Origin of the sequence: Bradyrhizobium sp. 44, from assembly GCF_023073095.1 — a bacterium.
GTDB lineage: Bacteria > Pseudomonadota > Alphaproteobacteria > Rhizobiales > Xanthobacteraceae > Bradyrhizobium.
Genome location: NZ_JADPIY010000004.1, coordinates 184,284 through 204,882 on the forward strand (window position 1 = coordinate 184,284; position 20,599 = coordinate 204,882).

Consider the following 20,599-nt stretch of genomic DNA (forward strand, 5'->3'; position numbering starts at 1 on the left):
GAACGCTGCATACTCATCGGAGTTTCGGGTTAAGCGCATCGCGCAGCCAGTCGCCGAGCAGATTGATCGACAGGATCAGCGCCGCGAGTGCGATTCCAGGGAAGGCGACGATCCACCATTCGCCCGCGAACAGATAGTTGTTGCCGATGCGGATCAGCGTGCCCAGCGATGGCATGGTCTCGGGCATCCCCGAGCCGAGGAACGACAGCGTCGCTTCGGTGATGATAGCGAGCGCGAGATTGATGGTGGCGATGACGAGAATCGGCCCCATCGTGTTCGGCAGCACGTGGCGCAACATGATCACCGGGGCGGGCAGGCCAATGAGCTGGGCGGCGGCGACATAGTCCTTGTTCTTCTCGACCATGACGGAGCCGCGCACGGTGCGGGCATATTGCACCCAGAAGCTCAACCCGATCGCGAAGACCAGGACAGCCAGCATGCTCATCTCGTCGAGCTTGTTGCCGAAAACCGATTTGGCGATGCCGTTGATCAGCAGCGCGATCAGGATCGCCGGGAATGAAAGCTGCACGTCGGCGATGCGCATGATCAGCCCGTCGACGGCACCGCCGAAATAACCGGCCGTCAGCCCGAGCAGGATGCCGATCGCGCCGGAGAAGACGACGCCGAGCACGCCGACGAGAAGCGAGATGCGCATGCCGTAAAGAATCGCGGACAATACGTCCCGGCCTTGTTCGTCGGTGCCGAGCAGGAACGGGCTCTGGCCGTCTGAGGTCCATAATGGCGAGATGCGCGAGTTCATCAGCTGGAGCTGCGCCGGGTCGAAGGGATTTTGGACCGATAGCACCGAGGCGAGGATCGCGAGCAGGAAGAACAGCAGCGTCACCGCCGCTGCGACCATGGTGATTTTGGAGCGGCGAAATGAATAGAACAGGTCGCTGTCGAGCGCGCGTTTAAACCAACCCGGCGCGTCGGCGCGCGGGCCGCGTTCTTCGACCTTGTGCGGGACGACGGCTTCGCTCATTCAATGTGCCCGGCTGATCGTCGAGCGCAGCCGCGGATCGACGATGGTGTAGAGGATATCAACCACGAGATTGATGGTGACGAAGATCAGGGACACCATCATCAGATAGGCCGCCATGATCGGGATATCGACATTCTGCACGGCCTGCACGAACAGCAACCCCATGCCGGGCCACTGGAACACGGTCTCGGTGATGATCGCAAATGCAATTACCGAGCCAAATTGCAGGCCGGCCACCGTGATGACCGGGATCATCGTGTTGCGCAGCGCATGACCGTAATGGATGGCGCGGGTGGTGAGGCCGCGGGCACGGGCGAAGCGGATGTAGTCGGTGCGCATGACTTCGAGCATCTCGGTGCGGACCAGTCGCATGATCAGCGTCATCTGGAACAAACCCAGCGTGATCGAGGGCATGATCAGCGCCTTCAGTCCTGACAGCGTCAGCAGACCCGTCGTCCACCAGCCGATATGCACGACGTCGCCGCGCCCGAACGAGGGCAGCCAACCCAGCGTCACCGAGAACAGGTAGATCATGAGAATGCCGATCAGGAAGGTCGGCAGCGAGATGCCGATCAGCGAGATAGCCTGGAACGCGTGTGTGAGCCAGCTGTCGCGGCGAAGCGCCGAATAGACGCCCATCAGGATACCACAGAGCATCGCGAAGATGGTGGCGCAGATCGCGAGCTCCAGGGTCGCGGGCATCCGCTCCATCAGAAGATTGGAGACAGGCAGGCGGAACTGGTAGGAGACGCCGAACTTGAACTGCGCAGCGTTGCCGATATAGCGGCCGAACTGCACGATCACGGGATCATCGAGGCCGAGCGATTTGCGGATAGCGGCGCGTTCGGCGCCGGACGTGTCCATCCCAACCATCTGGTTCACGGGATCGCCGGCGAAACGAAACATCGAGAAGGAGATGATCCCGACGGCGATCATGACACCAATGGCCTGAATGGCCCGGCGCAGTGTGAAAGCGAGCATCTGTTCCTTTCACATATCTTCAGTGGCACGCATCATTGCGTTAGCCCGAAACAGCAAGTCCCGGAAGCCAGATCTTGAAAACGATGGCTTCCGGGACTTCACAACTTGTCGACGCCTACTCGTCCTGCTTGGTCGCCCAGTAGAGCATGACCATGTTGTCCGCACGCTGGGTCAACTTCACCTTCTTCGAGACGCCCCAGGCGAGCGCCTGCTGGTGCAGCGGGACGTAGGCCCAGTCCTTCATCGAGACCTCGAAGGCCTGCTTGATCAGGAGATCGCGCTTGCCCGTATCGGGTTCCACGAGAACCTTGTCGGCGAGTTCATCGAACTGCTTGTTGCAATAGCCGGCGAGATTGGCTTCGCCGCGGTTCGGATCCTTGGGATCGTCCCGGCAGCCCATGATGTCGTGCAGCACGTTGTGGGAGTCGAGGGTATCCGGGGTCCAGCCCAGCATGAACAGCGAAGTCTTGTAGCCGCCGGGCTTCAGCACCTTGGCGAAATACAGGGCCTTGGGTTGCGCCAGCAGCTCCACTTTGAGGCCGATGCGGGCGAGCATGCCGACGACCGCCTGACATATCGCGGCGTCATTGACGTAGCGATCGTTGGGGCAGTCCATCGTGACTTCGAAACCCTCGGGATAGCCGGCGTCAGCCAGGAGCTTCTTGGCGGCGTCGGGATCGAGCTTCGGCCGGGTGAAATCCTTCGAGGCAAAGATCTCTGGTGCGACCATCAATGCGGACGGCGTAGACAGTCCGCGCATGACGCGATTCTTGATCAGGTCGATGTCGATTGCCCGGTAGACGGCTTCGCGGACGCGAACGTCCTTGAATGGGTTCTTGCCCTTGACGTTGGAGTACAAGAGCTCGTCACGCGCCTGATCCATGCCGACAAAGATGGTGCGGAGTTCAGGTCCCGTCAGCACGGTGGCGTTCGGACTCGCTTTCACGCGCTCGATGTCCTGGACCGGAACCGGCTCGATCACGTCGACCTCGCCGGACAACAGCGCCGCAACACGCGTGGCGGGGTTGGCGATCGGCGTGAAGATGATCTCCTTCAGATTATGTTCCGGCTTGCGCCACCAGTTCGGATTGGCCTTGAAGACGGTCTTCACGCCCGGCTGATGGCTGTCGATCGTGAAGGCGCCGGTGCCGTTCTCATGGAGCGAGGCGTAGCTCGGGGTCGTCGCGGCTGCGGGCGTCGGTGCCACCGCATCGTTCGCCTCTGCCCATTTCTTGTCCATGATGTACCAGGTGGCCCACAGCGCCGTCAGAATGGGATTGGGCGAGGTCAGGATGAAATCGACGGTGTAATCGTCGATCTTGACCACCTTGGCATCGGCGGGAACGCGGCTCTGGAAATTCGAACCTTTCGCCCGCACGCGTTCGGCCGAGAACACCACGTCGTCCGCAGTGAACGGGTCGCCGTTGTGGAATTTGACGTCCTTGCGCAGGTGAAAGCGCCAGCGTGTCGGCTCCGGCGTCTCCCAGCTTTCGGCGAGTGCCGGGACGATCTTCAGGTCCTTGCCGCGGGCAACCAGGCCCTCATAGACATGACCGAGATGCGCACTGGTGGTCGACTCGTTCAGCGTGTACGGGTCGAGCGACTTGAGCTCACCCTGGTTGGCATAGCGCAGCGTCTGGCTCGACGCCGGCGAGACCGCCAACGCAAGCATACTGGCGAGCGTCGCCGCAAACAGACTTCGTCCGACTGACATTCTTGACCTCTCCACTCGCCCGCACCGTCATTTTTGATTGTTCGGCGGGGCTGATCGAACCATGTTGCCCAGAGTTCTCGACCCGTGCAAGCGCCATTCCAGCAAGGAACGCGCCAAGTTGCACCGCTGTGCAGCAATGCTGACCGACATTGACGGGCCGATGGGCGAGGACGCCAGCGTTTTTGATTGACCATATCCGCCGATCGCGGAAGCCGGAGCGCCGCGACCGGCCTCAGGTCGCTTGCGTTGCACACCGTCTCGCGGCGATACTGCGGCCGGGCGCTCGAATCTCATCTGGAGGGGACATGAAGGTTAATATCGAAATCGACTGCACCCCCCTCGAAGCCCGTCAGTTCATCGGATTGCCCGATCTAGCACCGATGCAGACGGCGGTGATGGACAAGCTGCAGCAGCAAGTCTTGAGCAACATCGACAAGGTCTCGCCGGAGTCGCTGATCCAGAGCTGGTTCACCTTCGATCCCAAGCTTGCCGAGCGGTTTCAGGACATGTTCGTCACCATGGCCGGCCTCGGCGGCACGCGCAGCGGCGACAAGAAGAAATAATGCCGCCCGGTCCGGACGGGCCGCAGACCCCAGGCCGGCTTCGTCCGCCCGGCCTTGCTTTGCTGCTCGCCGAAGCCCGAGGGCTGCTCGAACTCAACGCCAGCCTGCTGCTGTCGCCGGTCCTGATGCGGGCGCCCAAAGGCGATGGCCATCCGGTGCTGGCGCTGCCTGGCTTCCTCGCCAGCGACCTCTCGATGGCGCCGATGCGGCGCTATCTCAGCGAGCTCGGCTACGAGGCACATGCCTGGCGGATGGGCCGCAATTTCGGCGGGTTGGGACGGATGCGGGATTCATTACGCGCCCGTCTCGCCGAAATCCATGCTGCGAGCGGACGCAAGGTCAGCCTGGTCGGCTGGAGTCTCGGCGGCGTCTATGCGCGCGATCTCGCGCTGCAGGCGCCCGACTTGGTCCGCAATGTCATCACGCTCGGCAGCCCTTTTGCCAATGACATAAGAGCGACCAATGCGACGCGGCTCTACGAAATGATGTCCGGCGAGCGTGTCGAGGATTTCGCCGAGCTGCGTGAGGCGATCGCCGGCGATCTTCCGGTGCCGGCGACGTCGATCTATTCGCGCGCCGACGGCATCGTGAACTGGCGGACCTGCCTGCTGCGTCCCTCCGACCGCGCCGAGAACATCGAGGTGCACCTGGCGAGCCATATCGGGCTTGGGGTGAATCCCGCAGCGCTATGGGCCGTGGCGGACCGCCTTGCGCAACCGGAAGGGGAGTTCTGGCCATTTGACAGGGCAGGGCCGTTTGCCATTGCATATGCCCCGCCGGAACAGGCAGTATCGGCCTGACGAGAAGCGCCGCCTAAGGCGCCAGTCAAATACTCGGGAGGGAACTATGGCTGACGGTAAGAAACTGTCGTCGCTGGATGCGTCGTTTCTCTATCTGGAAACGCCGGAAATGCCGATGCATGTCGGGAGCATGGCGATCTTTCGCCTGCCGGACGACTACAAGGGCGACTTCTTCGAAGATTTCAAGGCGATGATCGTCTCGCGCCTGCACATCGCGCCGATCCTCAAAGCGCGGCTGGAGAAGGCGCCGCTCGACATCGATCATCCCTCCTGGGTGGAGGACGACCAGTTCGACATCGACCGTCACATCTTCCGCGCCAGCCTGCCGCAGCCGCGAGACCGCGCCACGCTCGAACGCATCGTGGGCTGGATGCACGCCAAGCTCTTGAACCGCGCCCGCCCGCTCTGGGAGTTCTACGTGTTCGAGGGCATGAAGGACAATGAGGTCGGGCTTTATTCGAAGATGCATCATGCCGCCATCGACGGCGGTGCCGGTGCGGCGCTGACCAACATGATCTACGATATCTCGCCGATCCCGCGGAAGGTCGATCCGCCGACCGCGGGAGCGAAGCCCGGGCAGGAGCCGCGCGACATCGCAGCGAACCTGGTCGATTCCTACCAGCAGCTCTTCACCCAGCCGCTCGATGCATCGGCCGCCGCGAAGAACCTGCAACTGCCGCGCACCGGCAAGAGCGACATCGGCTCGATCCTGTTCGACAATGCGATGTACCAGATCGAGAGCGCGGTGCGCTTTGCCGGCAACATCCCGACCATGGTCAAGAGCGTCTCGGACGTGCTCGGCAAGATATCCGATCCAAAATCGCGCGAGAGCCTTGCCAACATGGTGTCGCCGCCGACCATGCTCAACAAATCGATCTCGTCCGAGCGCAGCTTCGCCGGCGTCTCGATTTCGCTGTCGCGATCCAAGGCGCTGGCCAAGCAGGCCGGCGGCAAGCTCAACGACGTCGTGCTGGCGCTCGCCTCCGGCGTGGTCCGGCGCTACCTCCAGCAACACGGAACGCTGCCGGCGAAGTCCCTGACCGCTGCCGTGCCGATCTCGCTGCGTGAGGAAGGCAACACCGAAGCCAACAACCAGGTGTTCGGCATGATCTGCTCGATCGCGACCAACATCGACGATCCTAAGGCGCGCTTGGAAGCCATTATCGCGCAATCGACCAAGTCCAAGGAGATGTCGCATCCGCTGCGGGCACTGATGCCGCAGATCTCCAATATCTCGATGCTGGGCGCGCCGATCGTCGTGCAGATCATGGCGCTGCTCTACAGCCGCTCCGATTTGTCGAATGTGCTGCCGCCGGCTGCGAACATCACTGTGTCCAACGTGCCGGGGCCGCGGCAGACGCTCTACGCCGCGGGCGCCGAGTTGTTGCACATCTTCCCGGTGTCGATCTCGACGCATGGACAGGCGCTCAACATCACTGTGCAGAGCTATCGCGACCAGCTCGATTTCGGCTTCATCGTCGGCGCCAACATCATTCCGCATGTGCAGGTGATGTGCGACATGCTGCCGGAGGAGTTTGCCGCACTCGAAGCGGCCTATGCGTCGCCAGTGGCCGACATCAAGGGCGCCGCAGAGTAGGAATGTGTCGATGATTGAAATGCCGCCGCTCAAGTTCGCGCAGACGAACGGAATCCGGATGGGCTATTACGAGGCGGGCCCGGCCGATGACAAGCCGCCGATCGTGCTGTGCCATGGCTGGCCCGAGCTTGCTTTCTCCTGGCGCCACCAGATCAAGGCGCTGAGCGAGGCCGGCATCCGGGTGATCGCGCCGGACCAGCGCGGCTACGGCGCGACCGACCGGCCCGAGCCCGTCGAGGACTACGACATGGAGCATTTGACCGGCGATCTCGTCGGGCTGCTCGATCATCTCGGGATCGACAAGGCGATCTTCGTCGGTCACGACTGGGGCGGCTTCGTCGTCTGGCAGATGCCTCTGCGGCATCCATCGCGTGTGGCCGGCGTGGTCGGCGTCAACACACCGCATTGGGACCGCGCGCCGATCGATCCGATCTCGCTGTTCCGCCAGCGCTTCGGCGATCAGATGTACATCGTCCAGTTCCAGGATCCCGCGCGTGAGCCGGACAGGATATTCGGCAGCCGCGTCGAGCAGACGTTCGACGCGTTCATGCGCAAGCCGCTGGCGCGGCCGGCGGCGAAACCGGAGGAGCCGCCGATCGCGGGTGTCGGCGCCTCGTCAAAGACCAATCTGGCGTTCCCGCAGATGATCGCGGCCTATGATGCAAAGCACGATCCCCGGATTCCGATCCTGTCGGCCGACGAGAAGAAGGTGTTCGTCGATACGTTCACGAAAACCGGCTTCACCGGCGGCATCAACTGGTATCGCAACTTCACTCGCAATTGGGAGCGCGCGAAAGGCCTGGACCATCAGGTGCACGTGCCGTCATTGATGATCATGGCCGAGAACGATGCCGTGCTGCCGCCGTCGGCGGCCGACGGCATGGAGACGCTGATATCTGATCTGGAGAAACATCTTGTGAAGGACAGCGGCCATTGGACGCAACAAGAGAAGCCGGAAGAGGTCAGCGCCAAACTGATCGAATGGCGTAGAAGGCGGTTCGGCTAGCTGATCATTGCGAACTCGTCATTGCGAGGAGCGAAGCGACGAAGCAATCCAGGCTGCCTCCGGCGACATATTTCTGGATTGCTCTGCTTCGCTCGCAATGACGACATTGAAGCAGGGGGACTACATTTCGATGTCATCCAAGAATCGTCTGGACCCGATCCCGCAGCCGCCGACCAAGCCGGTGGTCGGCAACATGCTGTCACTGGATTCGGCCGCGCCGGTGCAGCATCTGACCCGGCTTGCCAAGGAGCTGGGGCCCATCTTCTGGCTCGACATGATGGGCTCGCCGATCGTGGTCGTCTCCGGCCACGATCTCGTCGACGAGCTCTCGGACGAGAAGCGTTTCGACAAGACGGTGCGCGGTGCATTGCGGCGGGTGCGCGCAGTCGGCGGGGACGGCCTGTTCACGGCCGACACCAGGGAGCCAAACTGGAGCAAGGCGCACAACATCCTGCTCCAGCCCTTCGGCAACCGCGCCATGCAGTCCTATCACCCGAGCATGGTCGACATCGCCGAGCAGCTCGTCGGCAAATGGGAGCGGCTCAACGCTGACGACGAGATCGACGTCGTCCACGACATGACGGCGTTGACGCTGGATACGATCGGCCTGTGCGGCTTCGACTACCGCTTCAATTCGTTCTACCGGCGCGACTACCATCCTTTCGTCGAGTCGCTGGTGCGCTCGCTCGAAACCATCATGATGACGCGCGGCTTGCCGTTCGAGCAGCTCTGGATGCAGAAGCGGCGCAAGACGATGGCTGAGGACGTCGACTTCATGAACAGGATGGTCGACGAGATCATTGCGGAGCGCCGCAAGGGAGGAGAGGCGACCGACGACAAGAAGGATATGCTTGCGGCGATGATGACGGGCGTCGATCGCTCGACCGGCGAACAGCTCGACGACGTCAACATCCGCTATCAGATCAACACGTTCCTGATCGCAGGCCACGAGACCACCAGCGGCCTGTTGTCCTGCACGCTCTATGCGCTGCTCAAGCATCCCGAGATTCTCAAGAAGGCCTATGACGAGGTTGACCGCGTCTTCGGTCCCGACGTCAATGTACGGCCGACCTATCAGCGGGTGACGCAGCTCACCTACATCACGCAGATCCTGAAGGAGGCGCTGCGGCTATGGCCGCCAGCGCCGGCCTATGGCATCTCGCCGCTGAACGACGAGACCATCGGCGGCGGCAAGTACAAGCTCAGGAAGGGTACGTTCACCACCATCCTGGTGACCGCGCTGCATCGTGATCCCTCGGTCTGGGGTCCGAATCCGGACGCGTTCGATCCGGAGAATTTCAGCCGGGAGGCGGAAGCCAAACGGCCGATCAATGCCTGGAAGCCGTTCGGCAACGGCCAGCGCGCCTGCATCGGCCGCGGCTTCGCCATGCACGAGGCCGCGCTCGCGCTCGGCATGATCCTCCAGCGATTCAAGCTGATCGACCACCAGCGCTACCAGATGCATCTGAAGGAAACGCTGACGATGAAGCCGGAAGGCTTCAAGATCAAGGTCCGTCCGCGCGCCGATCGCGAGCGCGGTGCCTATGGCGGACCTGTGGCGGTGTCGTCGGCGCCGAAGGCCCCGCGTCAGCCCACCGCGCGTCCCGGCCACAACACGCCGATGCTGGTGCTCTACGGCTCCAATCTCGGCACCGCCGAGGAGCTGGCGACTCGGATGGCCGATCTTGCCGAGATCAACGGCTTTGCCGTGCATCTGGGGCCGCTCGACGATTACGTCGGCAAGCTGCCAAGGGAGGGGGGCGTGCTGATCATCTGCGCTTCCTATAACGGCGCGCCGCCGGACAATGCGACGCAATTCGTCAAATGGCTCGGTGACGAGCTGCCGAAGGATGCGTTTGCCAATGTGCGTTACGCCGTGTTCGGCTGCGGCAACAGCGACTGGGCCGCGACCTACCAGTCGGTGCCGCGCTTCATCGATGAGCAGTTGTCGAAGCATGGCGCGCGCGCGGTCTATCCGCGCGGCGAAGGCGATGCGCGCAGCGATCTCGACGGCCAGTTCCAGAAATGGTTCCCGGCGGCCGCCCAAGTCGCGACCAAGGAATTCGGCATCGACTGGAATTTCACCCGTACCGCGGAGGATGATCCGCTCTACGCGATCGAGCCGGTCGCGGTGACCGCCGTCAACACCATCGTCGCCCAGGGCGGCGCGGTGGCAATGAAGGTGCTGGTCAATGACGAGCTTCAGAACAAGGCCGGTTTCAATCCGTCAGAGCGTTCGACGCGCCACATCGAGGTGCAGTTGCCGTCCAACATCAATTACCGCGTAGGCGATCATCTGAGCGTGGTCCCGCGCAACGATCCGACGCTGGTGGATTCGGTCGCCCGTCGCTTTGGCTTCCTGCCGGCCGACCAGATCAGGCTTCAGGTTGCCGAAGGCCGCCGCGCGCAATTGCCGGTCGGCGATGCCGTGTCGGTCGGCCGCCTGCTCAGCGAGTTCGTCGAGCTCCAGCAAGTGGCGACACGGAAGCAGATCCAGATCATGGCCGAGCACACGCGTTGTCCGGTCACGAAACCAAAACTGCTGGCCTTCGTCGGCGAGGAGCCCGAGCCGCTCGAGCGCTATCGCAGCGAGATTCTGGCCCGGCGGAAATCGGTGTTCGATCTGCTGCTCGAATATCCGGCCTGCGAACTGCCGTTCCACGTCTATCTGGAAATGCTCTCGCTGCTGGCGCCGCGTTATTATTCGATCTCGTCTTCGCCGTCGGTCGATCCGGTTCGTTGCAGCGTCACGGTCGGAGTGGTTGAAGGGCCGGCCGCCTCGGGCCGCGGCACCTACAAGGGTATCTGCTCGAACTATCTCGCCAATCGACGCGCGGGCGACGTGATCCATGCCACCGTGCGTGAGACCAAGGCCGGCTTCCGGCTCCCGGACGATCCATCCGTGCCGATCGTCATGATCGGCCCGGGCACGGGATTGGCGCCGTTCCGCGGCTTCCTCCAGGAACGCGCCGAGCGCAAGGTCAAGGGCGCCGCGCTCGGTCCGGCCATGCTGTTTTTCGGCTGCCGGCATCCCGATCAGGATTTTCTCTACGCGGACGAGCTGAAGGCGCTGGCGGCAAGCGGCATCACCGAGCTGTTCACGGCGTTCTCACGAGTGGAAGGCCCGAAGACCTATGTGCAGCACGTCCTCGCCGGGCAGAAAGACAAGGTCTGGCCGCTGATCGAGCAGGGCGCGATCGTCTATGTCTGTGGCGACGGCAGCAAGATGGAGCCCGACGTGAAAGCGGCGCTGGTCGCGATCCATTGCGAGAAGAGCGGCAGCGATGCCGCCACGGCTGCCCGCTGGATCGAGGAGATGGGCACGAAGAACCGGTATGTGCTGGACGTGTGGGCAGGTGGATAATCCGGCGGCCGATCATGCTAAAGCTCTCGCATGATTCCCTGGGAAAAGATCGATACCGCCAAAATCCCCGGCTCCGATGAAGAGCTTCGCCTGATGCGGCGAGGCAAGGAGTTTTCCATCAAGCTCGGCACCAACGAGCTGATGAACAACCGCCTGTCAGGCTCGGAGGCCGCGCTCGCCACACTCGCGGCGAAGCAGATCGAGACGGTCGCAAAACCTGTCGTCCTCATCGGCGGCCTTGGCATGGGTTTTACGCTGCGTGCGGCGCTTACCGTGCTGGGAGGCAAGGCCAAGATCGTGGTTTGCGAGCTCGTGCCGGCGGTCGTCGCCTGGGCGCGAGGCCCGATGGCGCAGGTGTTCGGTGACAGTCTCGATGACGTCAGGGTGAGAATCCGGGAAACCGACGTCGGCGAAACCATCCGGGCACAGCGGTCGGCCTTCGACGCCATTCTCCTGGATGTCGACAACGGGCCGGAAGGGCTGACCCGGAAGGGCAACGATGCGCTCTACAATGCGAGCGGGTTGAAGGCGGCGAAGACGGCGCTGCGGCCGGGAGGCGTGCTCGCGGTCTGGTCCTCGGGACCCAACCCGGCCTTCACCAAGCGGCTCGGGAGTGCCGGCTTCGACGTCAACGAAGTCAACATTCGCGCCACCGGAAGAGGCGGTGGCGCGCGTCACGTGATCTGGTTGGCCAGGAAGAGTTAGGCCGTCTGCGCAGCAACCGGTTCAATCCGTCAGAACATCGTGTTGTTGTTCGCCGGATTTTCCGGGATCGGTTGCACGACGTCCCAGTGTTCGACCACCTTGCCGTTCTCCAGCTTGAAGATGTCGACGATCGCGTTGCCCCTGCTGCCGGGCTCGCGAACCGCGTGAACGTGCAGGATGACGTAGTCGCCATCCACGAAGCTGCGCTTGATCTCGCTGTGCGAGTTCGGGAATTTCTCGCGCAGGAAGCCGATGAATTTTCGGAAGCCGTCCGGACCATCGGCCGCGTTTGGATTGTGCTGGATGTAGCGGTCGCCGACATGGGCGAGGGCTGCATCGGCGTCCTTTTGGTTGAGCCCCTTCTCATAGAACGCAAGCACAGTTTTGCGATTGGCTTCTTCTTGCGCGCTACCCGCCACCGCGGCGCCGCTCGCGAGGGACAGCGTGAGGACTGAAGCGGCGACGATTGCGGCTGACCGGACGATGAGATGCATGTGAACTCCGAGAGGCCGCAGCCTCTTTCTTGCGGATTGAGGTTCTTGGCGATTGAGGAAAGGCTGTATAGCTTTCATGCCGGCTTGCGTTAAGAGAGTAACCGGCAGCTCACATGGTCACCGCGAGGAGACCTTCTGCGTCGGTTTAAGCCGCACGCGCCGCTGCGCCATGTGCGTGCTGGGCGATGGCGCCGATGATCTCCGGCCAGAACCGCATCGGCAGCGCGTGACCCATGCCTTCGATCATCAGCAGCTTTGCGCCAGGAATTGACTCTGCCGTGTCCTTGCCGCCCTCGGGGCGGACCAACGGATCGACGGTGCCATGGATGACCAGCGTCGGTGTCTTGACGCCGTACAGTCGCTCCTTACGGCTGCCGGAGGCGAGCACCGCGCGGAGCTGCCGGCCGACGCCGGCCGGATTGAGCCCGCGCGCGAACACGCGCTCGGCACGACCGGGATCGAGCGCCTCTTCCTCCGGAAAGGACCCGGCCCGCAACACGTTCCAGGTCTGGCCGTAGCGGACGATGAACTCCTCCTTGCTGCGCGGCGGCGGCGCCATCAGCATCGCGGCGGCCTCACGTGTCGGCGGCGGCACGCGCGGATTGCCGGTCGTCGACATGATCGAGGTGAGTGAGCGCACGCGCTCGGGAAACGACAACGTCACTTCCTGCGCAATCATGCCGCCCATGGACGCCCCGACCAGATGCGCCGACTTGATGCCGAGTGCGTCCATCAGCCCGACCGTGTCTTTCGCCATGTCGATCAGCTTGTAGGTTGCGGCCACGGGAATCCTGAGAAACCGTAGCTTCAACAACTCAAGCGGCGTCAGACGCTTGCCGCCGGTGAGATGGCTCGACTTTCCGATGTCGCGATTGTCGAACCGAACGACGCGAAAGCCCTGCGCGGCGAGCTGCTCGCAGAACGCATCGTCCCAGTGGATCATCTGGGCGCCTAACCCCATGATCAGCAGCAGCGGCTCGGCACTGTCGTTGCCGAAAGTCTCGTAACAGATGTCGATGCCGTTGGCGTGGACGGTTTGCGGCGGCTGATAGGCGTTCACGGGCGCGTTCCCTCGGCTTTTGATCAATGCTGTATCGCATGGTTTCGTCTCGCAATGAAGCCGCGTCCGCGACATCAGACCCGCTGCTTGCCGGTTGACCGGCACCGCGCAACGGTGTGGTATGGCGAAAAAGGAAGGGCATCGAAGCTCTCGAGTTCAGGAGGACGCCGATGACCGACAAGAGCAACGACCCCATTGCCATGTGGCAGAAGATGGTTGGCGAGATGGAAAAGGGGTTCAACTCCTTCGCCAATCAGGCCATGTCGTCGCCCGAGTTTTCGCAAGCCGTGAACCGGGCCGGCGGCGTTGCTGCAGGTGCTCAGAAGCAGCTCGGCGACCTCATGGAAAAATATCTGGTCTCCATGAATCTGCCGAGCCGGGACCAGGTCACGGGCCTTGCGGAACGGCTGCAGTCCATCGAAGGACAGATCGGTGAGATCAAGTCGATGCTGAGCCAGATGGCGGCGAGTTCCGGCATTTCTCAGGGCTCCGACACTGCATTGCGCCCGCCGCGCACCAAGCGCCCGCCATCTGAAGGCGGAGAGCAGACATGAATGCACCCGCCGGACTAGACTTCGCAGGGATCCCGGAGCGCATCCAGTCCGAGGTGCAGCGCGCCATACAGCGCAGCATCAAGGGCGTCGAATATTTCTCGACGTCCGGTCCCACGCTCGGCTCGACCCCGAAGGACGTGCTGCATTCGCGCGGCACGATGAGCCTCTACCACTATCGTCCGATGTCCGACGAGATCTATCGAATTCCGATCTTGATCGTGATGGCGACCACCAACCGCGGTTACATTCTCGACCTCGTGCCCGGCCAGAGTTTCATCGAGTTCCTGTTGAAGCGCGGCTACGACGTCTACATGCTCGACTGGAGCGCGCCACGACCGGAGGAGAAGAGCCTCCGCATGGAGGACTATGTCCTCGACTTCATCCCGGATTGCATCCGCCGCGTGCAGCAGGATTCCGGCGAACAGGACGTCTCCGTCATCGGCTATTGTTTCGGCGGCGTGCTGTCGCTGCTCTACGGCTCGATCCACAGTGACGGGCCGATGAAGAATTTGATCTGCTTCACCACGCCGATCGACTTTCGCGAGATGAAATTGTTTTCGAACTTCTCCGACCGTCGCTATTTCGATGTCGATCGCCTTGTCGACAGCGTCGGCAACGTGCCGCCCGAGATGATCCTGTCGTCGTTCGAGATGCTGCGCCCGGCCTCGCGCACCGTCAGCCAGATCCAGCTCTGGGAAAACATCTGGAATGACGAGTTCGTCAAATCCTACCGGATGTTCGACCGCTGGGCGACCGACACGCTGCCGCTGGCCGGCGAATATTTCCGCACCATCACCAAGGACCTGATGTGGGACAACAAGCTGTTCAACGATACCATGTCGGTCGGCGGCCGTGCTGCGAAGCTCGAGGACATCAAGGTGCCGTTCCTGCATGCGGTGGCGGAGCATGACCACATCGTGCCGTATGAGGCTGCAAAGCACCTGATCGCCAAGATCGGATCGGAGGACAAGGAGGAGGTGATGCTGAAGGGCGGTCACGTCTCGCTCGTCGCCGGCGCCAATGCGGTGAAGCGGCTATGGCCGAAACTGGATTCCTGGCTGGGGAAGAGATCGACATGAGTGAGCAGCGTTCCTATCCGCGTCATGTGAAGACGGACGCGGGCGATATCGAGATCCGCCTGATGTCGCCTGCGGACGAAGCCGCGGTGCTCGCCTTCGGCAAGGGCCTGCCGACCCACGACCTGTTGTTCCTGCCGCGCAACATCAGTGAGCCGAAGGTGCTCTCCGCCTGGGTCAAGGAGATCGAGCGCGGCGCGATCACGAGCCTGCTCGCGGTCAGGGGCGGCACGGTCGTCGGCTGCGGCACGCTGGTGCGTGACCCGCACTCCTGGTCGCCCCATGTCGGCGAGATCCGGATGGTGGTTTCGCTCGATGTGCGCGGGAAGGGGGTCGGTCGGACGCTGTCGCAGGAGACCTTCGCACTCGCGCTCGGCGCCGGCCTCGAAAAGCTCTCGGTCCAGATGACGGTCGATCAGCAGGCCGCGATCACGCTGTTTGAGAGCCTCGGCTTCAAGGCCGAGGCACTGTTGCGCGATCATGTCCGCGACGTTGACGGCAAGACCCACGATATCGTTGTGCTCGGGCACAACATCGCGCAGGTCCAGGCCCAGATGGAGGCCTATGGGCTGCCCGGCGCCGTCCAGCATTGAGAACCGGTGGACGGGTGGTCGGGAACCCGGATGGTCAGGGAGGCGCCAGATTGCCTCCCATTAAGGCTATTCACGGTTTCGCGATATCGCACTGCAACATGGATATTGCATCGCACAATTAACTATGCCATATAAGCCGTGCCCCGGGCCAAAACCGGACGGGGTGAGCCCATAGCTCAACCAATGAGGATGGAGAGACCCCAATGACCACGGAAACCAACACCGCTTTCGAAGGCTTCAAGGACGCGTTCAAGAACATCCAGAACCTGGAAGTTCCCGAGGCCGCCCGCGAGTTCGTCAAGAAGTCCGCCAATACCGCCAAGGACCGTGCTGCCGAAGTGTTCGCTGGCTCCGAGCGCGTGACCGCCGCCGTCGAGAACGCGGTGACCGAGTCCGTCACCGAAGCCGGCAAGATCAGCCGCAACATCCAGCAGGCGATCTACGAGGACGCCGAGGCATTCTTCGCGGGCATCGACAAGCTCGCGTCCGCCAAGTCGTTCAGCGAAGCTGTCGAGATCCAGTCCGGCCTGCTCCGCGCCCGCGGCGAAGCGTTCGTCTCGCGCGCCAAGGCGACCACCGACTATTTCGGCAAGCTCGCCGCCAACGGTGCGAAGTCCGCTCAGGACAATTTTGCCAAGGTCTACAACAAGACCGCCTGATACGGCCCCTGAGTAAAAACTGAATTTAAGGCCCGCTTCGGCGGGCCTTTTGTTATTCCGCCGTAGGTGTCATTGCGAGCGAAGCGAAGCAATCCTGTGCCTCCTTGCTCTGGATTGCTTCGCTTCGTTCGCAATGACGGATAGTGTGATGCTGTGATGACTCCATCAGGTACCTTCTCTTTCGACTCCCCCGGCGACGCAGAACGCGCGGCCGAATTACGCCGCGTGAAAGCGCTGGCGACGCTGGTGCTGGCCTCGACGCTTGTCCTGTTCGTCTTTGCGAAATGGCTGCTGCCTGTGCATCCCGTGTTCGGATTCATCGCGGCCTTCGCGGAAGCCGCGACCATCGGCGGGCTCGCCGACTGGTATGCGGTGGTCGCGCTGTTCAAGCGTCCACTCGGCCTGCCGATTCCGCACACCGCGATCATCCAGAGCAACCAGGCCCGTATCGCCGACAAGCTCGGCGAGTTCATTCAGGTGCATTTCCTCGAGGCTGCTCCGGTCGAGGCCAAGCTGAACGAGATCGATTTCGGCTCCTTCGTCGCCGACTGGCTGCGTGATCGCAAGCGTAGTGACGACCTTGCGCGCTTTGCGCTGCGCCTGCTGCCGGAGGCCGTCTCTGCGACGGAAACCTCGGGCCTGATGACCTTCATCATCCGCCGCATGTCCTCGCAGCTCCAGGCGATCGACCTGGCGCCGCTCGCGGCCGGCACGTTGCGCGGTTTCGTCGCGGAAGGGCGGCACCAGATCCTGTTCGACGATCTCCTGCGCGTGATGCACGAGACGCTGAACCAGACCGAGACGATGGCGATGATCCGTGAGAAGGTGCGGGCGGAATTGCCGACCCTGCTCAGGCTCTATCGCGCCGACAAGTTTCTGGTGAACAAGATCGTGGCCTCCGCCACCGCTTTCTTCAATGAGGTGCGTAGCGATCCCAAACATCCGTTCCGCGGCGAGTTCGATCGCATGGTGCTGAGCTTCGTCGACCGGCTCGGCACCGACCAGGCCTATATCGACCGCATCGACGGTTTGAAGCGCGATCTGCTCGCGCGTCCCGAGCTCGCCGATCTCGCCCGCACCGTGTGGGCCAACACGCGGTCCTTCATCGAGCGTAGTGCAAGCGGCGAGACGCAGGTCCTGCAGCATCATCTCGCCGGTATGTGTGTCGCGGCGGGCGAAGCGCTTGCCGGCGATGGCGAGCTGCGCGGCGAGATCAACAAGGGTCTGGTCGCGGTGCTGCGCAGTTTCGTCGCGGACCAGAAGAGCGGCGTTTCGACCTTCATCTCCGACCAGGTGAAATCGTGGGATATGGCGCAGCTGATTTCGCTGATCGAAATCAACATTGGCCGCGACCTGCAATACATCCGCTTTAACGGCTCGCTGATCGGTGGGCTGGCGGGCCTGGCGCTTTACTCCGTAGAATTCCTGCTTCGATTGTTGTGACTTTTGCGTCACGGACGCTGGCATTCACGCGCCGGCCTATTGTGGCCTCGGGTTTCACCCGCTTGAATGTAGGGAACCGGCGTTCTAGCTGATTCATGGTGCGCTGCGGAACGTTCGAAAAGCTGGCGTGTTGGAATTCATACCTGTTTGCCGGCCTCGCAGCCGGTGGTCTTTTCAGCATTTCTTCCGAGGGATCCATTGATGACCGCTACTGCCCAGACGCTGAGCCCGCCGTCTCGCACCCTGATGTTCCTGGAAGGGCGAGCGATCCACGAGTTTGGCGCATTCCTCGGCGCGCTGCCGCTGCTCAGCCTTGCGCCGCGGGGCGATGGGCATCCGGTGCTGGTTCTGCCGGGCCTCGTGGCCTCCGACGGGTCCACGCGTGCACTGCGCTCCTTTCTGTCCGGCAAGGGCTATGCGGTGAGCGGCTGGCGCCAAGGCCGCAATTACGGCCTGCGCGAGGGCGTGCAGCACGCGATGGTGGATCTGGTTCAGGAGCTCAGCGACAGGCATGGCCGCAAGATCAGCCTGGTCGGCTGGAGCCTCGGCGGTCTCTATGCGCGCCAGCTCGCCAAAATGATGCCCGACCGCGTGCGCCAAGTGATCACGCTCGGCAGCCCCTTTGCCGGCGATCCGCATTCGACCAATGCCTGGCGCGTCTATGAATGGGCGAGCGGGCGGAAATCCGACGAGGTCGATCCGCAGTTCGGCGGCGATCTCGCCGTTCCGCCGCCGGTGCCGACCACGGCGATCTTCAGCCGCACCGACGGCGTCTGCGCCTGGCAGGGCTGCATGGAGAAGACGGGCACGCAGACCGAGAGCATCGAGATCGAGAGCAGCCATTGCGGCATGGGCCATCATCCGGCTGCTGTCTTTGCAGTGGCTGATCGCCTTGCGCAGAAGGAGGGCAGCTGGCGGCCCTTCGACCGCAGCGGCTGGCGCAGCGTGGTCTATCCCGATCCGCATCGGTAGTTCTTTGCCTCTCCCTGTAAGAACGGGGAGAGGGAGAAACAAGACCGTCGCACCCGTCCATTGTCGCGCCCGCACCAAACGCGCTATGCCTCGCGCATGGCGCATCCGTTGTCCCGCATCATCGAGCAGCTCAAACGCGAACCGTCGCGCACCGGCTCCATCGTCATCACGGTGTTCGGCGATGCCATCGTGCCGCGTGGTGGCTCGGTATGGCTCGGCACGCTGCTGAAATTCTTCGAAAGTCTGGACATCGACAGCGGCGTGGTGCGTACCGCGATGTCGCGGCTTGCCGCCGATGGCTGGCTGACGCGCGAAAAGGTCGGCCGCAACAGTTTTTACCGCCTGGCCGACAAGGGCCGCCAGATCTTCGAGGCCGCGACACGCCATATCTACGATCCGCCGCCATCCGGCTGGACCGGGCGCTTCGAGCTGCTGCTGATCGGCAATGGCGAGGATCGCGACGCCTCGCGCGAGGCGCTCCGCAATGCCGGCTTCGGCAGTCCGCTGCCGGGCGTGTGGGTCGCGCCGTCGGGCGTGCCAGTGCCGGACGAAGCCGCGGGCGCCATCCGTCTGGAAGTCTCGGCCGAGGATGACAGCGGCCGACGGCTGCTCAGCGCGAGCTGGCCGTTGGATCGCACCGCGGACGCCTATCTCAAGTTCATGAAGACGTTCGAGCCGCTGCGCGCCGCGATCGCGCGCGGCACGGGCTTGTCCGAAGCCGACGCCTTCACGGCGCGCATCCTCCTGATCCACCATTACCGTCGCGTCGTGCTGCGCGATCCGCTGCTGCCCGAAAGCCTGCTTCCGGCGAACTGGCCGGGCAAGGCCGCCCGCGCGCTGTGCGGCGACATTTATCGCGCGCTGCTTGTCCCATCAGAACAATGGCTTGATGGCAATGGAACCAATGAAAAGGGCCCATTGCCGCCGGCGCGAAAACTCTTGGAACGGAGATTCGAGGCTTGATCGTTATGTTACAGAAATATCTTGCATGAGATAATTCTTGTTATATATTGTCTCTCAATAAAATGGGAGGGTGCGCATGTATACCCAGGCGCTGAACACGACCGAGACCGATGATCGCGGTCTTGAGGACGCGGCCAAGGCTGCGCAGTTCCAGGCCCGCATCGATGCCGAGGAGCGCATCGAGCCAAACGACTGGATGCCAGCGGCCTATCGCAAGACGCTGACGCGCCAGATCTCCCAGCACGCTCATTCCGAAATCGTCGGCATGCTGCCCGAAGGCAACTGGATCACGCGTGCGCCGTCCTTGCGCCGCAAGGCGGCGCTGCTCGCCAAGGTGCAGGACGAGTGCGGCCACGGGCTTTATCTCTATGCCGCGGCCGAGACGCTCGGCACTTCGCGCGAAGAGCTGGTCGACGCCATGCTCGCGGGCAAGGCTAAATATTCATCGATCTTCAACTATCCGACGCTGACCTGGGCCGACATCGGCACCATCGGCTGGCTGGTCGACGGCGCCGCGATCATGAACCAGATCCCGCTGTGTCGCTGCTCCTATGGTCCTTACGCGCGCGCGATGATCCGCGTCTGCAAGGAGGAGTCGTTCCACCAGCGCCAGGGCTATGAAATCATGCTGACGCTGTGCCGTGGCTCCGACGAGCAGAAGGCGATGGCGCAGGATGCCTTGAACCGCTGGTGGTGGCCGGTGCTGATGATGTTCGGCCCGCCCGATGCCACCAGCCAGCACAGCGACATCTCGACGAAGTGGAAGATCAAGCGCTTCTCCAATGACGAGCTGCGACAGAAGTTCGTCGACGCCACCGTGCCGCAGGCGCAATATCTCGGCCTCACCATTCCCGATCCCGGCATGATTCAGGATGCGGACGGGCACTGGCGTTACAGCGAGATCGACTGGACAGAATTCAAGCAGGTGCTCGCCGGCAACGGCCCGTGCAATCGTGACCGAATGGCCGCGCGCCGCAAGGCGCACGACGAAGGCGCCTGGGTGCGCGAGGCGGCAGCTAGCTATGCCGCAAAGCGCGCGCAGCGTCGAACTGCACAAGCGGCAGAGTAGGGAG

The 20,599-nt window shown here is 62.8% G+C and carries 19 protein-coding genes; 14 read left to right on the forward strand and 5 right to left on the reverse strand.

The features are described 5' to 3' along the window. Positions 1-13: 13 nt before the first annotated feature. The 3 genes from IVB41_RS00860 to IVB41_RS00870 all read right to left on the reverse strand — a co-directional run bounded on the left by IVB41_RS00860 (position 14) and on the right by IVB41_RS00870 (position 3,677). Positions 14-982: an ABC transporter permease gene (locus IVB41_RS00860; RefSeq protein ID WP_106942637.1), complete on the reverse strand. Its 969-nt coding sequence runs from the start codon at positions 980-982 to the stop codon at positions 14-16. After that, positions 983-1,963: an ABC transporter permease gene (locus IVB41_RS00865; RefSeq protein ID WP_027568896.1), complete on the reverse strand. Its 981-nt coding sequence runs from the start codon at positions 1,961-1,963 to the stop codon at positions 983-985. It lies immediately after the preceding gene. Positions 1,964-2,078: 115 nt separating this feature from the next. Beyond that, the gene (locus IVB41_RS00870) at positions 2,079-3,677 is read right to left on the reverse strand and encodes an ABC transporter substrate-binding protein (RefSeq protein ID WP_247288557.1); all 1,599 of its coding nucleotides are present in this window, start codon (positions 3,675-3,677) and stop codon (positions 2,079-2,081) included. Positions 3,678-3,982: 305 nt separating this feature from the next. On the opposite strand from IVB41_RS00870, the gene IVB41_RS00875 reads away from it, so the two are divergent. The 6 genes from IVB41_RS00875 (at position 3,983) to IVB41_RS00900 (ending at position 11,712) form a co-directional block, all read left to right on the forward strand. After that, positions 3,983-4,240 carry a DUF6489 family protein gene (locus IVB41_RS00875; protein ID WP_007593837.1) on the forward strand — a complete coding sequence of 86 codons (258 nt, stop codon included), beginning with the start codon at positions 3,983-3,985 and terminating at the stop codon, positions 4,238-4,240. Next, positions 4,240-5,040: a triacylglycerol lipase gene (locus tag IVB41_RS00880; RefSeq protein WP_247425890.1), complete on the forward strand. Its 801-nt coding sequence runs from the start codon at positions 4,240-4,242 to the stop codon at positions 5,038-5,040. Before IVB41_RS00875 ends, IVB41_RS00880 begins: the two co-directional genes overlap by 1 nt. Before the next feature lie 46 nt (positions 5,041-5,086). Beyond that, positions 5,087-6,637, forward strand: coding sequence for a wax ester/triacylglycerol synthase family O-acyltransferase (locus tag IVB41_RS00885; protein WP_247425892.1), 1,551 nt, complete (start codon positions 5,087-5,089; stop codon positions 6,635-6,637). A gap of 10 nt (positions 6,638-6,647) precedes the next feature. Then, a complete protein-coding gene (locus IVB41_RS00890) occupies positions 6,648-7,643 on the forward strand; it encodes an alpha/beta fold hydrolase (protein ID WP_247425894.1) in 996 nt (331 codons plus the stop codon). Positions 7,644-7,773: 130 nt separating this feature from the next. Continuing rightward, the gene (locus IVB41_RS00895) at positions 7,774-11,007 is read left to right on the forward strand and encodes a bifunctional cytochrome P450/NADPH--P450 reductase (protein WP_247425896.1); all 3,234 of its coding nucleotides are present in this window, start codon (positions 7,774-7,776) and stop codon (positions 11,005-11,007) included. A gap of 30 nt (positions 11,008-11,037) precedes the next feature. Next, positions 11,038-11,712, forward strand: coding sequence for a spermidine synthase (locus IVB41_RS00900; protein ID WP_027568902.1), 675 nt, complete (start codon positions 11,038-11,040; stop codon positions 11,710-11,712). 29 nt (positions 11,713-11,741) lie between these two features. On the opposite strand, the gene IVB41_RS00905 is transcribed toward IVB41_RS00900, so the two are convergent. Both IVB41_RS00905 and IVB41_RS00910 read right to left on the reverse strand, forming a co-directional pair. After that, the gene (locus tag IVB41_RS00905; protein WP_247425898.1) at positions 11,742-12,206 is read right to left on the reverse strand and encodes a nuclear transport factor 2 family protein; all 465 of its coding nucleotides are present in this window, start codon (positions 12,204-12,206) and stop codon (positions 11,742-11,744) included. A 145-nt stretch (positions 12,207-12,351) separates the two neighbouring features. After that, the gene (locus IVB41_RS00910) at positions 12,352-13,266 is read right to left on the reverse strand and encodes an alpha/beta fold hydrolase (protein WP_247425900.1); all 915 of its coding nucleotides are present in this window, start codon (positions 13,264-13,266) and stop codon (positions 12,352-12,354) included. Positions 13,267-13,436: 170 nt separating this feature from the next. Here IVB41_RS00910 and IVB41_RS00915 point away from each other — a divergent pair, with 170 nt between their 5' ends. The 8 genes from IVB41_RS00915 to paaA all read left to right on the forward strand — a co-directional run bounded on the left by IVB41_RS00915 (position 13,437) and on the right by paaA (position 20,595). Continuing rightward, on the forward strand, positions 13,437-13,820 hold the full coding sequence (locus tag IVB41_RS00915; protein ID WP_247425902.1) for a hypothetical protein: 384 nt from the start codon (positions 13,437-13,439) through the stop codon (positions 13,818-13,820). Beyond that, positions 13,817-14,899, forward strand: a complete 1,083-nt coding sequence (locus IVB41_RS00920; RefSeq protein ID WP_027568906.1) for an alpha/beta hydrolase — start codon at positions 13,817-13,819, stop codon at positions 14,897-14,899. Before IVB41_RS00915 ends, IVB41_RS00920 begins: the two co-directional genes overlap by 4 nt. Continuing rightward, on the forward strand, positions 14,896-15,489 hold the full coding sequence (locus tag IVB41_RS00925) for a GNAT family N-acetyltransferase (RefSeq protein WP_007593821.1): 594 nt from the start codon (positions 14,896-14,898) through the stop codon (positions 15,487-15,489). Before IVB41_RS00920 ends, IVB41_RS00925 begins: the two co-directional genes overlap by 4 nt. 203 nt (positions 15,490-15,692) lie before the next feature. After that, positions 15,693-16,148 carry a phasin gene (locus tag IVB41_RS00930; RefSeq protein ID WP_027568907.1) on the forward strand — a complete coding sequence of 152 codons (456 nt, stop codon included), beginning with the start codon at positions 15,693-15,695 and terminating at the stop codon, positions 16,146-16,148. A 156-nt stretch (positions 16,149-16,304) separates the two neighbouring features. Then, positions 16,305-17,591, forward strand: coding sequence for a DUF445 domain-containing protein (locus tag IVB41_RS00935; RefSeq protein WP_247425904.1), 1,287 nt, complete (start codon positions 16,305-16,307; stop codon positions 17,589-17,591). Positions 17,592-17,792: 201 nt separating this feature from the next. After that, a complete protein-coding gene (locus IVB41_RS00940; protein WP_247425905.1) occupies positions 17,793-18,563 on the forward strand; it encodes a triacylglycerol lipase in 771 nt (256 codons plus the stop codon). A 96-nt stretch (positions 18,564-18,659) separates the two neighbouring features. After that, complete coding sequence (gene paaX, locus IVB41_RS00945) at positions 18,660-19,526, forward strand: phenylacetic acid degradation operon negative regulatory protein PaaX (RefSeq protein ID WP_247425907.1); 867 nt, start codon at positions 18,660-18,662, stop codon at positions 19,524-19,526. A 76-nt stretch (positions 19,527-19,602) separates the two neighbouring features. After that, positions 19,603-20,595: a 1,2-phenylacetyl-CoA epoxidase subunit PaaA gene (gene paaA / locus IVB41_RS00950; protein ID WP_247425909.1), complete on the forward strand. Its 993-nt coding sequence runs from the start codon at positions 19,603-19,605 to the stop codon at positions 20,593-20,595. The last annotated feature ends 4 nt before the right edge of the window (positions 20,596-20,599 follow it).

Coding starts and splice junctions, on each gene's coding strand:
- IVB41_RS00900 (WP_027568902.1), top strand. CDS start 11,038: ATGATTCCCTGGGAAAAGATCGATACCGCCAAAATCCCCGGCTCCGAT.
- IVB41_RS00895 (WP_247425896.1), top strand. CDS start 7,774: ATGTCATCCAAGAATCGTCTGGACCCGATCCCGCAGCCGCCGACCAAG.
- IVB41_RS00935 (WP_247425904.1), top strand. CDS start 16,305: ATGACTCCATCAGGTACCTTCTCTTTCGACTCCCCCGGCGACGCAGAA.
- IVB41_RS00925 (WP_007593821.1), top strand. CDS start 14,896: ATGAGTGAGCAGCGTTCCTATCCGCGTCATGTGAAGACGGACGCGGGC.
- IVB41_RS00875 (WP_007593837.1), top strand. CDS start 3,983: ATGAAGGTTAATATCGAAATCGACTGCACCCCCCTCGAAGCCCGTCAG.
- IVB41_RS00860 (WP_106942637.1), bottom strand. CDS start 982: ATGAGCGAAGCCGTCGTCCCGCACAAGGTCGAAGAACGCGGCCCGCGC.
- IVB41_RS00870 (WP_247288557.1), bottom strand. CDS start 3,677: ATGTCAGTCGGACGAAGTCTGTTTGCGGCGACGCTCGCCAGTATGCTT.
- IVB41_RS00890 (WP_247425894.1), top strand. CDS start 6,648: ATGATTGAAATGCCGCCGCTCAAGTTCGCGCAGACGAACGGAATCCGG.
- IVB41_RS00930 (WP_027568907.1), top strand. CDS start 15,693: ATGACCACGGAAACCAACACCGCTTTCGAAGGCTTCAAGGACGCGTTC.
- IVB41_RS00920 (WP_027568906.1), top strand. CDS start 13,817: ATGAATGCACCCGCCGGACTAGACTTCGCAGGGATCCCGGAGCGCATC.
- IVB41_RS00905 (WP_247425898.1), bottom strand. CDS start 12,206: ATGCATCTCATCGTCCGGTCAGCCGCAATCGTCGCCGCTTCAGTCCTC.
- IVB41_RS00865 (WP_027568896.1), bottom strand. CDS start 1,963: ATGCTCGCTTTCACACTGCGCCGGGCCATTCAGGCCATTGGTGTCATG.
- IVB41_RS00940 (WP_247425905.1), top strand. CDS start 17,793: ATGACCGCTACTGCCCAGACGCTGAGCCCGCCGTCTCGCACCCTGATG.
- IVB41_RS00915 (WP_247425902.1), top strand. CDS start 13,437: ATGACCGACAAGAGCAACGACCCCATTGCCATGTGGCAGAAGATGGTT.
- paaA (WP_247425909.1), top strand. CDS start 19,603: ATGTATACCCAGGCGCTGAACACGACCGAGACCGATGATCGCGGTCTT.
- paaX (WP_247425907.1), top strand. CDS start 18,660: ATGGCGCATCCGTTGTCCCGCATCATCGAGCAGCTCAAACGCGAACCG.
- IVB41_RS00880 (WP_247425890.1), top strand. CDS start 4,240: ATGCCGCCCGGTCCGGACGGGCCGCAGACCCCAGGCCGGCTTCGTCCG.
- IVB41_RS00885 (WP_247425892.1), top strand. CDS start 5,087: ATGGCTGACGGTAAGAAACTGTCGTCGCTGGATGCGTCGTTTCTCTAT.